Annotated in this window: 17 protein-coding genes; 4 read left to right on the forward strand and 13 right to left on the reverse strand. The window is 51.3% G+C overall.

Annotation, left to right across the window (positions count from 1 at the left end; translation table 11 throughout):
• Positions 1–157 precede the first annotated feature (157 nt).
• From B0X71_RS14830 to B0X71_RS14845, 4 genes are all read right to left on the reverse strand, one after another.
• Positions 158–382: a DUF2187 family protein gene (locus B0X71_RS14830; protein WP_077590148.1), complete on the reverse strand. Its 225-nt coding sequence runs from the start codon at positions 380–382 to the stop codon at positions 158–160.
• A gap of 68 nt (positions 383–450) precedes the next feature.
• The gene (locus B0X71_RS14835) at positions 451–1374 is read right to left on the reverse strand and encodes a S66 peptidase family protein (RefSeq protein ID WP_077590149.1); all 924 of its coding nucleotides are present in this window, start codon (positions 1372–1374) and stop codon (positions 451–453) included.
• A 148-nt stretch (positions 1375–1522) separates the two neighbouring features.
• Positions 1523–1987, reverse strand: a complete 465-nt coding sequence (locus tag B0X71_RS14840) for a transcriptional regulator (protein ID WP_077590150.1) — start codon at positions 1985–1987, stop codon at positions 1523–1525.
• Between the two features lie 90 nt (positions 1988–2077).
• A complete protein-coding gene (locus tag B0X71_RS14845) occupies positions 2078–2446 on the reverse strand; it encodes a hypothetical protein (RefSeq protein ID WP_156889887.1) in 369 nt (122 codons plus the stop codon).
• A gap of 173 nt (positions 2447–2619) precedes the next feature.
• Between B0X71_RS14845 and B0X71_RS14850 the strand changes: the two genes are divergently transcribed.
• The 3 genes from B0X71_RS14850 (at position 2620) to B0X71_RS14860 (ending at position 7413) form a co-directional block, all read left to right on the forward strand.
• Positions 2620–3039, forward strand: a complete 420-nt coding sequence (locus tag B0X71_RS14850; protein WP_077590152.1) for a helix-turn-helix domain-containing protein — start codon at positions 2620–2622, stop codon at positions 3037–3039.
• A gap of 118 nt (positions 3040–3157) precedes the next feature.
• A complete protein-coding gene (locus B0X71_RS14855; protein WP_077591023.1) occupies positions 3158–4690 on the forward strand; it encodes an SWIM zinc finger family protein in 1533 nt (510 codons plus the stop codon).
• Complete coding sequence (locus tag B0X71_RS14860) at positions 4687–7413, forward strand: DEAD/DEAH box helicase (protein WP_077590153.1); 2727 nt, start codon at positions 4687–4689, stop codon at positions 7411–7413. Before B0X71_RS14855 ends, B0X71_RS14860 begins: the two co-directional genes overlap by 4 nt.
• A gap of 59 nt (positions 7414–7472) precedes the next feature.
• Here B0X71_RS14860 and B0X71_RS21265 read toward each other — a convergent pair whose 3' ends face one another.
• Complete coding sequence (locus tag B0X71_RS21265) at positions 7473–7622, reverse strand: hypothetical protein (protein WP_198038625.1); 150 nt, start codon at positions 7620–7622, stop codon at positions 7473–7475.
• 26 nt (positions 7623–7648) lie between these two features.
• On the reverse strand, positions 7649–8050 hold the full coding sequence (locus B0X71_RS14865) for a single-stranded DNA-binding protein (protein WP_077590154.1): 402 nt from the start codon (positions 8048–8050) through the stop codon (positions 7649–7651).
• Between the two features lie 241 nt (positions 8051–8291).
• Between B0X71_RS14865 and B0X71_RS14870 the strand changes: the two genes are divergently transcribed.
• On the forward strand, positions 8292–8744 hold the full coding sequence (locus B0X71_RS14870; RefSeq protein ID WP_077590155.1) for a YwpF family protein: 453 nt from the start codon (positions 8292–8294) through the stop codon (positions 8742–8744).
• Positions 8745–8787: 43 nt separating this feature from the next.
• Here B0X71_RS14870 and fabZ read toward each other — a convergent pair whose 3' ends face one another.
• The 7 genes from fabZ to atpD form a co-directional block, all read right to left on the reverse strand.
• Positions 8788–9225, reverse strand: coding sequence for a 3-hydroxyacyl-ACP dehydratase FabZ (fabZ, locus tag B0X71_RS14875; RefSeq protein ID WP_077590156.1), 438 nt, complete (start codon positions 9223–9225; stop codon positions 8788–8790).
• 41 nt (positions 9226–9266) lie between these two features.
• Complete coding sequence (locus tag B0X71_RS14880) at positions 9267–9599, reverse strand: DNA-directed RNA polymerase subunit beta (protein ID WP_077591024.1); 333 nt, start codon at positions 9597–9599, stop codon at positions 9267–9269.
• Positions 9600–9874: 275 nt separating this feature from the next.
• Entirely contained in the window at positions 9875–10132 is a 258-nt protein-coding gene (locus B0X71_RS14885) for a rod shape-determining protein (RefSeq protein ID WP_198038626.1), read from the reverse strand.
• A gap of 206 nt (positions 10133–10338) precedes the next feature.
• The gene (murA, locus tag B0X71_RS14890) at positions 10339–11637 is read right to left on the reverse strand and encodes a UDP-N-acetylglucosamine 1-carboxyvinyltransferase (protein ID WP_077590158.1); all 1299 of its coding nucleotides are present in this window, start codon (positions 11635–11637) and stop codon (positions 10339–10341) included.
• A 357-nt stretch (positions 11638–11994) separates the two neighbouring features.
• On the reverse strand, positions 11995–12228 hold the full coding sequence (locus B0X71_RS14895; RefSeq protein WP_077590159.1) for a DUF1146 family protein: 234 nt from the start codon (positions 12226–12228) through the stop codon (positions 11995–11997).
• Positions 12229–12406: 178 nt separating this feature from the next.
• Positions 12407–12811, reverse strand: a complete 405-nt coding sequence (locus tag B0X71_RS14900; protein WP_077590160.1) for a F0F1 ATP synthase subunit epsilon — start codon at positions 12809–12811, stop codon at positions 12407–12409.
• A 24-nt stretch (positions 12812–12835) separates the two neighbouring features.
• Positions 12836–14251 carry a F0F1 ATP synthase subunit beta gene (atpD, locus tag B0X71_RS14905; protein WP_077590161.1) on the reverse strand — a complete coding sequence of 472 codons (1416 nt, stop codon included), beginning with the start codon at positions 14249–14251 and terminating at the stop codon, positions 12836–12838.
• Positions 14252–14277: the final 26 nt, after the last annotated feature.

The following is a 14277-nucleotide window of genomic DNA, read 5'->3' on the forward strand; positions in this document are numbered from 1 at the left end:
CTGCCGGAAAGCATAGCGCCAGAATGAAAAGTCGAAGACCATATCGCAGTTCCTTTCAATCTCTGTAACGAGTTTAGTTTCTCTTACTTTACCAAATACAGGAGAATTTTTAAATGGCAAATCAATAAAGAAACTCCCGCATTACGCGGGAGTTCGCTTATTCCATGATTTTATATTTCTTATGGGAGATGACAGTGAGATTGGAAGCCGCTCCAATTTCTTTTGCATCTTCCGGTGAGATCTCAACGATCACGGAATTCTCAAGAATTTTGAAAATAGTGCCGGGAACTTCCACTCCATTGCGTGTGAATTGGATCCATTCCCCGATTCTGCGGGCTTGGACAAATTCCGATACTTCTTTTTCGTTTGGTTGAAATGCCATTCCTATCCACGCCTTTCTGTGCAAACAAGCTTACGCTATTATATCACAGATCGCATGTTTCCGCCATTTTACCGGATGCCCGGAAGCACGGTCAGCGTTTTGGCGTCGCCATCAAGCCGGGCGTCTGCTCCGAGCGGCACGGCGAAATGTGGCTCGCAATGCCCGATCTTAAAGCCGCTGACGACCGGCACGCCAAGATTGCCGAAATGATGGCGGAACACTTCCTGTAATGCCCGGCCCGATGGATCGGCTGACTCGGCGTCTTCCTTGAAGTCGCCGATCACGATTCCTGCTGCATCCTCGAATTTCCGGGCCAGCCGCAACTGGGTCAGCTGGCTGTCCGCCCGCTCCGGATCATTGCTGACGTCTTCAATGAGCAGAATTTTGCCGGCCATTTCAAGATCGAATTTCGTGCCGATCAGATCACGGATCCGCGTCAGATTGCCGCCGACCAATTCCCCTTGGGCGATACCGCCCCGGATGGCCGTCAGCGGTGAGATCGCTTCATTATAATGGAGTTCCCGGGGCTCGAGCAGCTGACCGAACATCTTGGCGCTCAATTCCGTGAATTCCGGCTTGCCAACATTTGATGCCAACATCGGACCGTGAAACGTGACCAGGTCTGCATATTGGCCGATCGCCGTATGCAGGACCGTGATATCAGAAAAGCCCCAGAACACTTTTGGCTGTTCCCGAACGAGCTGATAGTCAATCCGGTCTACAATTCTTGCTGCACCGAATCCGCCGCCGGCACAAATGATGCCTTGTACGTCCGGGTCTTCAAACATGGCATGAAAATCAGCAAGCCGTTCGGCGTCCGTCCCTGCCAAATAGCCGAGATCCCGTTCAGCCGCCTGGCCGAGCTTCACATTGAGTCCCATATCCCTGAGAAACGGCAAAGCGCGCTGCAGGCTTTCCCGGTCGACCGGACTTGACGGGGAAATGACTCCGACCGTATCCCCTTTTTTCAGTCTTTCTGGCTGTTTGCGCATTCTATCCCTTCCTTTCAATACGGCAACTGTAGCCGAACCGTTCAGAAATTGCAACACCGTCTCTTATTTCCGGCACCCGTCCACTGGATTTTGCCCATATGAAAACGCCTGCCACTCCATCGCCTGGCAGGCGTTCTAGCAATCGGCTTTATTCACTTGGGCATCCTCCATTCATTTGCCGTGATATCAATTCATGAAACATCACTTCATCCCGCTGTTCGAGCGCATAATCGATCATGCGCGAAATATTTTCCATTTCAAGAAATTCAATCGCCTCTGCCGCTTCCCGGATGGATTGCTCGGTTACATCAGCGGCATGCGCCCTTTCGCCTTCCAATATGGTCTGAAGGTGCAGATGAATATCGGATATGAGCAGGAGCTGATACAGCGGAAGCCGGATAAACCGGTTGCCTTTCTGAAAAACAAAGACTTCTGACAGGTTCTCGACTTGGAAGGTATTCAGATTCACAACGATCTCTTTTCCTTCCACTGGTACAAAGTGGAACAGTTCATCATCTTTCAAAAGTGAGAAATATTGATACGCGAAGACAAATCGGATGAGGTGTTTTTCTTTTTTTGTATAGAAAGGTTTCATCAGCTTAACGTACATCATGGCTATTCGCCCCCTTTTTTAAACGAATTTTCTGATTACTTATATCATACCATAGTTTTCCTGAAATGAATATTAAAAAACACAAGGCGGTCACCTTGTGTCGAGGGAGTTCTTTTTTCGATTCGCGGCAGATGACATGAATACGAGCCGCTTGCTGTCTGTCCGGAGAATGAGTTCCTCCATCATCCGGTTGAAACAGCGTTTCACTTGCCGCTCGTCCATCTGCAGTGACCAGAAAAGAATCCGCCGGTTTTTCAAATCCACCTGGATTTTCTCAAAATACCCATCCTGTAACTTAACGCGGGAAATTTCCAAGCGGTCACTGGTAATTGATACATCGAGGGTCAGACAATGGTATTCAATAGCTGATTCCCGGATAAATACACTCCATCGCTCTCTTTCCTGCTGTTTAGTGCCCCGACTCACTACCGGTATCGTCAACATGTAGACGCACGCCAAGCTCATTCTCCTGTCTTGTTGGTTTTTTTTGGATAAAACTTAATCTTATATTACTGTATAAGTTTCAAAAATCAAAAGGTATTTACATAAACTGCCTTAAATTGACGTTTTGTCAATTTTCCTCACCTCTTCCCTCTTCTTTCGTACAGTTGGCACAAGAGAGGGTTGACAATATGGAATTTTATCAATTGCTGAAAACCTACCGGGAAACACTCGGCATCCCCCAAAAAGAGATTGCCCGCCGGCTTAACGTTACCGCTTCGACACTCAGCCGTTATGAGAACGGCTCGCGCCGCATTTCCACCGAGGCCATCCCGGAATTCCAGCGCGCTTATTCGCTTCCCGATCAGCTGGTCATCGATGCGCTGTTCGGCAGCCGGGATAAGCTGCGCCTGCAGCCGGATCAAACGAAAGAGCTGCAGGAACAGTATTATAAATCCTATTTCGATTTGTATCAAGATGTCTTGATGGACGCTTCGTTCCGCCGGTTCATCACCGAGTTCACGGAGCTTCCTTCTGAAATCCGGCCCATCCTGATCCGCAAATTCACCGATGATATCCGGCGACAGCGTGCAGCGAATCCGAGTGAATGATCCCTTACTCGTTTACGGCAGGCCCTGAAAGTCGTATAATAGAGGGATAGTGCAGCAAAGGCTGCCGTATGACCCGCTTCAGGCGGATATTCAAAGTTTACATTTTGGGGCGATGTCTATGGCCACCGTTCAAGCGCTGGCAAAACGATTTGAAGAAACGATCTCTGATTTCATGACTGCTGTCGACAGCACACTTCACCCGTCCAGCGAACGGGATGAAGAGATGGTTCGAAAAGCAGTCTTTTTCGTGCGCCATGGCGGCGTTACTTTTCAGTCTTTTAATGAAGAAACACAATTGCTCGAAGCGACAGTCAAAGACGTGCATACCGTAAAAGTCGTGCTGAATTTCAACGATCTGCTGTCCAGCTGCAGCTGCCCGGAAGAAGATATGTGCCGGCACCGGCTCGCGGTCATTTTTGGGCTGTATCAGAAAGTCGGATCGCTCTCAGGCTGGGTGGCAGACTGGCGCGCCAAGAAAAATGAGCAGCTGCTGCTGATGCCCGACGAGCGGTCGCCCGCCCAGTGGCTTGCGATCGTGAAGAGTGTCTGGCAGGAACCGATTCCCGAATACACCCGGCGCAACTTTTTTTATTTTTCCCAGCTGTATGAAAACCGGTTGAATGCCGTGCTGGCTTATTTGCCGTTCGAGCGGGAATGGAAGACGCTGTTCCGCGTCTATGCGCATTTTTTATCGCTCGTCCATGCTTGGGAATTTTACCGGGACGGCATCCACGAGATGCATCATTCCTTTTTCGGGCGCTGGCTGGAAGAAGAAATTCAATCGCTGACTTCCTTGCTGGAACAGCTGAGCGTGCAGCACCGGACGTTTGCACACGATCCGTTTTTCGACGTGCTCGAAGAACAGGTGCACCGGTTCGCTGAAAAACAGGATGAAACGTTCGCTGCCCGTTTCAGCGTATACCGGCTGTTCTGGGAATTGCTGTTCACCACTAAACGGCTGCGCGAACAGGAAGCGGCCCGTATTGCGGGAACCGATAATCGGCTGGAAGTCTTCTTCGACCTCTTGCTGAACCGGGAAATCGGCGATATCCAGCCGGCTGCCGATGAATTGTCCGTATGGATCGAGCTCGCTGAACTGGCCCGGGAAAACGGCCGTCAGGATGCGATGCAGCGGATCCTTTCGGGTATCCGGCCACACGTGGAACGCTTTTTATTCAATGAAATCCATCCGCAGTACCGGGAAGCGAATGTGAAAACGCTGAGCCGGCTGTTCACAGCGGCAGAACTCAGTGAATCGGAATGGGAAGAGCTGTTCAGCCAATTCGGCCGCTACGGGCTCCCTGCCTACTCCGCTTATCTGATCGACCGGCAGGAGTTCCGCAAATGGGCTGAACTTCATCAAAGGCACCGGTCGCCGCTGTATTTTGCGGAAGAATGCGGACTGAAGGAAGTGCAGGCTGCTGCGCCTGACTGTGTGCTCCCGCTTTATCATTTTTACGCGCTGCAGCATGTCGAGGAACGCAGCCGATCCGGCTACAAACAGGCCGTCCGCATATGGAAACGGATGAAGACCGCCTGCAAGAAGAGCGGCCAGCTGCCGTTTTTCGAATCGTATATGAATGAAATCAAACTGCGGTACAAGCGGCTTCGGGCCCTGCAGCAGGAAATCGAGAAAGGACAGTTGGTATGATGCGTTTTACAACCGACAGCAACATGACATACTTCCTCAGCATCGACCAGGGAATGCCTTTCCGGGTGACCGCAGTGACTGAAACCGGTCAGCCGGTCCCGCCGGAACAATGGAAACCGTATTTGTATTTCTGGGATAAAACAAGCTTTTTCGGAATGGGCGCGGAAGAAGACGGACTTGAACTGCTGATGACATCGGCGGAATTCGTCCGGCTGTTTCAGCGTCCACCGCATCATTTTGTTTCTTTTGAAGGTTTGCGTTCAGAAGACCGGCAGCTCTTGTCCCTCGCCGAGGAGTCGGCGAACCGGATGGAAGATCCGCTGCTGTGGGATGCTGTCACAGAACAGGACGGACAAGTTGTAATCGGCGATTCCTACGCTTCTCCGGAAGTCCGCCGGTTCCTGGAACAGGCGATTGAACAGCAGCTGCAGGCGAAAAACCTGACATCTGCCCTATTGCCTGCCCTCCTGCCATTCCTGAAAGAAGCGGGGTGGGATGGCCTGCCGGAAAATGATGATTATGTGATCGGCATGCGGCTGAGCGAACCCGAGGAATCCGCCTATTGGACGTTCGAAACGGTCATCCGTTCAAAGCGCGGTTCGGTCTACTGGACACCGCCAGCCAGCCGGAGAACGGCACCGATCGATCAGGCGCTGCCGGCGAAATGGCGGGACCATGCTGAAGAGATCCGGCGCCAGCAGCAATTGATGCTGAGTCTGTGTCCGACCACGGAACCGCCAAATCCGGACTGCTTTTATTCGACGGATCTGACTGATGCGGATGTCCTGGCTTTTTTGCGGGAAGATGCAGAGCTTCTGCAGGCGTTCGGGGTTGAATTGTCACTCCCCGCGTGGCTTCGGGCTGTGCAGGAATCGAAAGTCCGCGTCAAAGCGAACGTCGGCGGACCGGTTAAGAAGCAGTCGGCAGTCGGCCTTGATGAATTGGTGAAGTTCGACTGGCAATTTTCATTGAACGGCCATGAAGTGACCCGGCAGGAATTTGAGAGCCTCGTCGAAGAAAACCGGCAGTTCATCCGGGTCGGCGGCGAGTGGGTCCGGGTAGATCCGGCCTTGCTGCAAAAGCTCCGGACGCTGATTGATGAAGCCGACGGCGAGAACTGGACCATCAAGGATCTATTGTTCAAGGATATGCCGGAACTGGAAGAGCAGGGAGATGAACTGGAGCTGGAAGATCCGCTCGTTGAGTTCCGGCTGCATCAGTCGCTGCAGGAACTGCTCGACCGGTTGCTTGAAAAGCGTGACTTGCCGGAAACCGTCATCCCGGCCGGCCTCCAGGCGGATCTTCGGCCGTATCAGAAAATCGGTTTCGATTACCTCGTCTTCATGCGGGAACAAGGCTTTGGCTTGTGCCTGGCAGACGATATGGGTCTCGGCAAAACCGTCCAGCTGATCGCCTACCTGCTCCATGTGCACCGCACCCCGCAGGCCAGACCGTCGCTGATCATTTGTCCGACAAGTGTGCTCGGCAATTGGCAAAAAGAATTGGAACGGTTTGCACCGGATCTCCGGGTGGTGTCGCATTACGGAGGGAGCCGGGCGAAAGAGGAAGATTTCCAGTCTTCCCTTACCGACTCTGCGCCTGATGTTGTTCTGTCGACTTACGGCATTGCCTCATCGGACGCCGAAGCATTGCAGGCAATCGAGTGGACAAGCGTCACGCTCGATGAAGCGCAGAACATCAAGAACATCCAGACGAAACAATCGCGCGTTCTCCGGAAACTCAAGGGACAGCACCATATCGCGCTGACCGGCACTCCGATTGAGAACCGGCTGAGTGAGTTATGGGCGATTTTCGATTTCATCAATAAAGGCTATCTGTACCGGATCAGCCGTTTTAAAGAGCAATTCATCGTTCCGATTGAACGGGACGATTCCGAATCGCATAAAGAACAGCTGCGCCGGCGCATCCAGCCGTTTCTGCTGCGCCGGACGAAGAAAGATCCGGAGCTGCAGCTGAACCTGCCGGAAAAACAGGAACAGCTGGAATATTGCCCGCTGACACCTGAACAGGCGGCGCTGTACGAGGGACTTGTACAGGAAACGCTCGGGAAAATGGAGACGCTGTCGGGCTTTGAGCGCAAAGGGCTCGTGCTGAAAATGCTCAGCAAGCTCAAACAGCTGTGCAATCATCCGGCTCTGTATCTGAAAGAACCGTTCACGACTGCGGATGAAATTCTGCCACGGTCACAGAAGCTGGAGCGGATTGTGACGATGGCTGGTGATATTGCCGAACGCGGGGAGCAATGCCTCATTTTCACCCAGTATATCGGCATGGGGCATTTCCTGCAGGAAGCATTGAACGAGCTGTACGGCTTTGAAGTGCCGTTTTTGACCGGCAGCATGCCGAAAGCGAAACGCGATGCGCTTGTGGCCTCTTTCCAGGCAGGCGACTTTCCGGTGTTCGTGCTGTCATTGAAAGCCGGCGGCACGGGGCTGAACCTGACCGCTGCGACGCACGTACTTCATGCGGATCGCTGGTGGAATCCGGCCGTTGAAAACCAGGCAACAGACCGGGCGTACCGGATCGGCCAGACGCAATTCGTGCATGTGCATAAATTTGTGACGATCGGGACAGTCGAAGAAAAAATTGATTCCCTGCTTACGGAAAAACAGGCGATGTCGGATCAGTTCATCCAATCCAGTCAATGGATGACGGAACTGTCTGACCGGGAACTGGAAGACCTCTTTACCTATACACGTTAAAATGATCCGGCCCGAATCCCCATTCGGCCGGATCTCCCTGTTTTACAGCCCCAAACCTTTCAAACCTTCCGAATCTCCTGGAATGCCGGTGCTGATTTCAGTTCGCGCAGCTCCCTTTCGGCTTCGGAGAGGCGCCGATGCAGCAAGGCGGTCATCTTGATCAATTGCTCCATATGCGCTTCAAGCCGCCGTTCTTTTTCATCCGACATTCCGTTTCCTCCTCATCCGCGTCCGGCTAAAGTCTCCCCGCTTCAGCCGGCGCTTCAAAATCAAAATGTTCATCCCGTTCTGCCCCGCTGACGGTTTCCGCCTCGTCTTTCTGTCGCCTGTCCAAGAATCGGATCTGATCGCCGACCACTTCCGTGACATACATGCGGGTTCCATCTTCTTTATCATAATGACGGGATTGCAGGCGTCCAGTCACTGCGACGAGCGAGCCTTTCACGCAGTATTTCGATACATTATGCGCCGGACGGCCCCATGTGGAGCAAAGGACGAAATCGGTATCCATTTCGCCGCGCTGGTTTCTGAAATTCCGCTGGACGGCCAGGATAAATGAAGTATGTACACGGCCTTCCGCCAGGACCCGGGTGACTGGATCCTTGGTCAGCCGTCCCACCATTCCGACTTGATTCATGCGCTGTTCACCTCCTTTCCGCTTCAGCATACGGCGACCGGAGCTTTTTCAGCAACTGCCGAAAAATGGAAAATGGCGGGAAAATGCTTGTTCAAACTGCGATTTTGGGAATTGTTTCTCCGTGTTCTCCCCGCTATCGCTAACATTCTGATGGGATGAGCCCGTCCTGAAATCCCGAATTTCGCAGTTCTGCGTTTTTTTCTATGCTATACTGAAAAAAAAGTCATTAAAGGAGCAGACGATGAAAACGTTTAAAATGATTTCGCTCGGTATCATTCAGGACGATACGTTCGTCGATTACCCAATAAAAGATGGCATTATCATTAATCAGGAAAACAGCCAGCAATCCTGGGTGCTGGAATTGCTTCTCGACCGATCGTTCATCGAGACGTTCGAGGCCTTCAAAGCTTCCGGCGAAGTGGCTGACGTGAAAGTCGTCATTTCCTATCCGGGAAATGAGCCCGCGACCTTCCGCGTATCGGTCAGTGATGTCAGTGAAATTGAAGAGAATATTTCAGTGTTGATGATCGGCACACTAAAGCGCGGCCGCCGTCGCTACGCCGAAGAGCTCTTGTCGGAACTGCTTCAGAATGGACTTGAAGGTGATGAGCTGCTGGAGCGCTTTGAAACGGATATGCTGGCCCGGCCGCGGCTGCGGGTTGACGAAGGCAAAGAACAGACGAAAAACAAGTAAAAAAACAGGATGGCCTCATGGAGGTCATCCTGTTTTCATGTCTTTACTTTTCTGAAACCGGCCCGAGTGCAAACAAAATGTCACATTCACATACGAGTTCTCCATCGACGGTTGCGACACCATGGCCTTTGCCCATCGGTCCGCGGAGTTTTGTCATTTCCACTTCGAGCTTCAGCTGATCGCCCGGCACAACTTGCCGCTTAAAGCGGCAATTGTCGATGCCTGTGAAAAAGGCCAGTCTGCCTTTATTTGCTTCCATGCTGAGCACTGCGACTGCACCGACCTGCGCAAGTGCTTCAACGATGAGCACACCGGGCATCACCGGATAATCCGGAAAATGACCGTTGAAGAACTCTTCGTTCGCCGATACGTTCTTCAGTCCGGTCGCTTTCTTGCCCTCTTCCAGTTCTAAAATCCGATCCACCATGAGGAATGGATAGCGGTGGGGCAGAATCGCTTTTATCTGTTCTGTTGTCAGCATCCCATGACCTCCTTGCCTTCCGTTTTTTCAATTGCCGCAGTTTACTCAACCGCGTCTTCTTCGACAGCGCCGTCTTCTGTCGGCACATCCGTTTCTGCCGGAACTTCACTTCCCTCTAACTCCGTGCCTTCCATGATGTCAAAAATGTGCTGCCACGTTTCCCAGCGCAGCGCATCCCGGGGTTCGCCGTCGCCGATTATTCCATAGCCGACCATCGCGCCGCCTGCTGCTGCAAGCCCGAGGAGCACCAGTACAAGTACGACCCGCAGCCAGATCGGAAAGAGCCGGATCTGGACCCACCAGGTCTTTTTGTTTTGTCTATCTTTTTGAACAGCCGGTTTTCTTTTTGTTCTTACTTTTCTTGTTTTTGGCATTCCCACCGTCAGCCTTTCCTTTACGAATTCCTGCGTTTTGAATGCATCTTGAAAGCCGGAGCGGTAATCTCACCATCTGTCTCCACGGCTTTTCCACTTCGCCGGGCATTGCTCTAAAGCCGTTTATCGCAGCAAACGACAGAAAAAAACACGGGCTGAAAGATGCAATTGATCCAGTTCGACGCACATGATTTGTATGTATACGCCGGTATCACTGCCGGCATGCCTAATTCACGAACATTAAAATGATCAGGCGTCTTCAAATAACAGCCGGATCAGCTCAGCCGAAGCGCCTGCTTGATCTCCTGCGGGCGAATCCGGACCGTTTCAGGCAGACCGGAAACAAGGTTCCGCCCACGGATGTCCAATTCTCCCGCAGTCTGCAGAAAAGCAGTTGATCTTCTTGCAGTGTCTTTCATCGAATTTGCAGTCGGATCATCGATCAGCAACCGGTATGTGTGTTTTATATACAGCAGGATTTCACGGGAAATCGCTTCTTCCAGCTCCATGAGATTGTGTTCCTGTTCAGACAACGTGACTACCCCTTCCGCTCCCTGATTGCATTCTGTCATCGAAGCGTTGCACTAACGCATATTTTATCACAGTCGCAGGGTGAAATATACAATGAAGATACGGGAAACCAGTCGATCGGGCAAACTTTCCAGCTTTTTGATCCGGGTACTCTAGGCCGTTTAAAAACCCCCGCAGACAGGCAGTCTGCGGGGGTTAAGCCATGGTATTAAGCAGGCTGACCTTCTTTTTCTTTTGATTCTTCAAGAGAAACGCGTTCAATATCCGCTCCGAGAGCTGCGAGCTTCTGATGAAAATTCACATAGCCGCGGTCGAGATGCTGGAGTTCTGTGACGCGGGTGATGCCGTCTGCCACGAGACCTGCCAGGATCAATGCTGCTGCCGCCCGGAGATCAGTCGCTGCAACTTCTGCTCCCTGCAGTGTTGACGGTCCCTGCATCATCACTGAACGGCCTTCGATTTTCACGTTTGCATTCATGCGACGGAATTCTTCGACATGCATAAAACGGTTTTCAAACACAGTCTCAGTCAGGATTCCGGTCCCTTTTGCCGTCAGCATCAATGCCATCATTTGTGACTGCATGTCCGTCGGGAATCCCGGATGCGGCATCGTCTTAATGTCGATGGAACGCAGCGGGCGAGTTGCACGTACCCGGACACCTTCAGGAGTTTCTTTAATATCGACGCCCATTTCACCAAGCTTGGAAATCAGCGCAGTCATATGCTCAGGCATCGCATTTTCGATGATGACATCGCCTTCTGTAATCGCTGCTGCAACCATGAATGTACCGGCTTCGACCCGGTCCGGAATGATTGTGTGTACAGCGCCGTGAAGTTCACGGACACCTTCCACCCGGATTGTATCTGTTCCGGCGCCAATTACCTTACCGCCCATTTCATTGATATAATTCGCCAAGTCCACGATTTCCGGCTCTTTTGCCGCATTTTCAATTACAGATACTCCATCAGCCAGCGCAGCTGCTGACAGGATATTTTCTGTTGCTCCGACGCTCGGGAAGTCGAGATAAATCTTCGCTCCGCGCAGGCGGCCGTTCGTCTTCGCTTCAACAAAGCCATTGCCGACTTTGATGACAGCACCCATTGCCTCAAACCCTTTCAGGTGCTGATCGATCGGACGTGAACCGATTGCACATCCGCCTGGCATTGCGACGCGGGCAAATCCGTTTCTTGCAAGAAGCGGACCCATCACTAAAATGGAAGCACGCATTTTACGCACATATTCGAACTGCGCTTCACCGGCAAGTGTCTCGGATGCATCAATTACCATTTCAGTATTTTCAGCTGTATAAAGTGCATCCGCGTTTAAGCTTCTCAGCACTTCCTGAATGGTATAGACGTCCGACAGATTCGGAACCTCCCGGATAATGCTTTTGCCTGTTGATGCCAGTAATGCGGCTGCCAATACCGGTAAAACTGCGTTTTTCGCTCCTTCAACCCGAACTTTTCCTTTTAATTTATGTCCGCCTTTTACAATGATCTGCTCCACTAGAAAACCCTCCAAATAAAAAATATTGTGTATATGTAACTTCGAAGTCAAATGTCATAATTTAGTAATAAAACCGTTTTAATTTTACATCTTACCCATATCCTCTACAAGCGGCAAAGCACCTATACTTATTAACATTCTCTGACACAATCGATTTTTTTGCAGGTAATTTGCTATATTGCATCAGATGTCCGTACCTTTTTATTACAGTTTGATTACAAAAAACGATTATATTAGCACAATTCCCGATAGCCAACAAAATAAACCTAAAGTTATCATTGACAGAACACTCAATCTATCCGTTTTGCTGTTCTGACGGAGCTGCGGGCTCCCCAGCGCCGTCAGAACACCAAAACATTAAAACAGATATGGGAGCTGTCTAGACCATGCCGATATATCCAGAAAGAAAGTCGAAACCATTGTCCCGATAGCGATGCTTAAAAAGATATAGAGAATTTGCGCCTGCAGCACATGCTGTTTGCGGATCCATTTATCAAACATGACCGCACGCATGGCGTAAAATGCAACACCCGTGAAAAAAATATGGCTGAAAATCGAAATCAATGCCGTTTGGCCAATGAAGAGATCCATCGGTTTATTTCCCCCTTTCTTGCAATGGAAAGATGAAAGCTGGTTGCAGCACCGAAGTTCAAAATATAACAGTATTCATGCAAAATGTATATTTTTTTGCCTCATCCGGCTTGCCGGTACTGATAAAAAAATCTAAGAAAAAGACGAGCAGGAACGTTTGTCCCGCCCGCCTTTTGGTTTATACCTTACCCTCATAGACTCTGATACGGTTTGTTGCACGCTGAAGCGCAAGTTCCGCACGTCTGAAATCGGTGTCGTCTCTTCTCGCTTGAAGCAAGGCTTCCGCCCGCTTCGCTGCTTCCTGTGCCCGAGCGACATTGATGTCTTCGGCCAATTCAGCAGATTGCGCAAGAATGGTGACTTTTTCAGGACGGATTTCCAGAAAGCCGCCGCTCACAGCTGCAATTTCTGTCGCGTTATCTTTCTTCAGGCGCACAGCGCCGATCTGAAGAGGTGCAACTGTCGGAATATGGCCGGGGAGAACCCCCAGTTCACCGGTTGCGGTAACCGCGATCACCATGTTGACGTCTGAATCGTATACCGGGCCGTCGGGAGTGACAATACTGACTGCAATGGTCCTCATTTTTTCCCCTCCTAAACCCTGGTTTTAGACTTCTACGCCCATGTTTTTCGCTTTTTCGATAACTTCTTCGATGCGGCCGACAAGACGGAATGCATCTTCCGGAAGCCGGTCGTACTTGCCTTCAAGGATTTCTGCAAATCCTTTGATTGTTTCCTGAACCGGTACGTAAGACCCTTTCTGGCCTGTGAACTGCTCAGCCACGTGGAAGTTCTGAGACAGGAAGAACTGAATGCGGCGCGCACGCGAAACCGTCTGCTTGTCTTCTTCACTCAGCTCGTCCATACCGAGGATCGCGATGATATCCTGCAGTTCGCGGTAACGCTGAAGCGTCTGCTGCACTGCACGGGATACGCGGTAATGTTCTGCCCCAACGATTTCAGGCGACAAGGCGCGTGAAGTCGATGCGAGCGGATCCACAGCCGGGTAGATCCCCATCTCGGACAGTTTACGCTCCAGATTCGTCGTTGCATCAAGGTGCGCGAACGTTGTTGCCGGAGCCGGGTCCGTATAGTCATCGGCAGGTACGTAAATCGCCTGGATGGACGTTACAGATCCAACGTTCGTCGAAGTGATCCGTTCCTGCAGCTGACCCATTTCCGTTGCCAGTGTCGGCTGGTAACCTACCGCAGACGGCATACGTCCGAGGAGAGCGGATACTTCCGAACCTGCCTGTGTGAAACGGAAAATGTTGTCGATGAATAAAAGAACATCCTGTCCCTGCTCATCGCGGAAGTATTCAGCCATTGTCAGGCCGGACAGGGCAACACGCATACGCGCACCCGGCGGCTCATTCATCTGACCAAAGACCATCGCTGTTTTCTTGATAACGCCTGAATCGCTCATTTCATGGAACAAGTCATTTCCTTCACGCGTACGTTCACCAACGCCTGCGAATACGGAAAGTCCGCCATGCTCCTGTGCGATATTGTTGATCAGTTCCTGGATAAGAACCGTCTTCCCTACACCCGCTCCGCCGAACAGACCGATTTTACCGCCTTTGATGTACGGTGCAAGTAGGTCAACGACTTTAATGCCGGTTTCAAGAATTTCAACATTCGTTGAAAGGTGTTCGAACGTCGGCGCTGAACGGTGAATCGGATCGCGGCGTTCAGATGCCGGGATTTCCTCGCCAAGGTCGATTACTTCTCCGAGTACGTTGAAGACGCGGCCGAGTGTTACGTCCCCAACAGGAACAGAAATCGGCTGGCCTTTATCGATTACAGCAGCACCGCGCTGAAGACCGTCAGTGGAATCCATTGCGATTGTACGGACTGCATCGTCGCCGAGGTGGAGCGCCACTTCAAGTGTCAGTGTCTGCGGCTCCCGGTTCGGACGATTAATAGTAACAGTCAGGGCATTGTAGATCTCAGGAAGTTCGTCGTTACCGAACTTCACGTCTACAACCGGACCCATGACTTGAAGAACTTGTCCTGTTTTCATGCTGTTCCCTCCTATCAAACTAAAAG

Origin of the sequence: Planococcus lenghuensis, assembly GCF_001999905.1 — a bacterium.
Classification (GTDB): Bacteria; Bacillota; Bacilli; order Bacillales_A; family Planococcaceae; genus Indiicoccus; species Indiicoccus lenghuensis.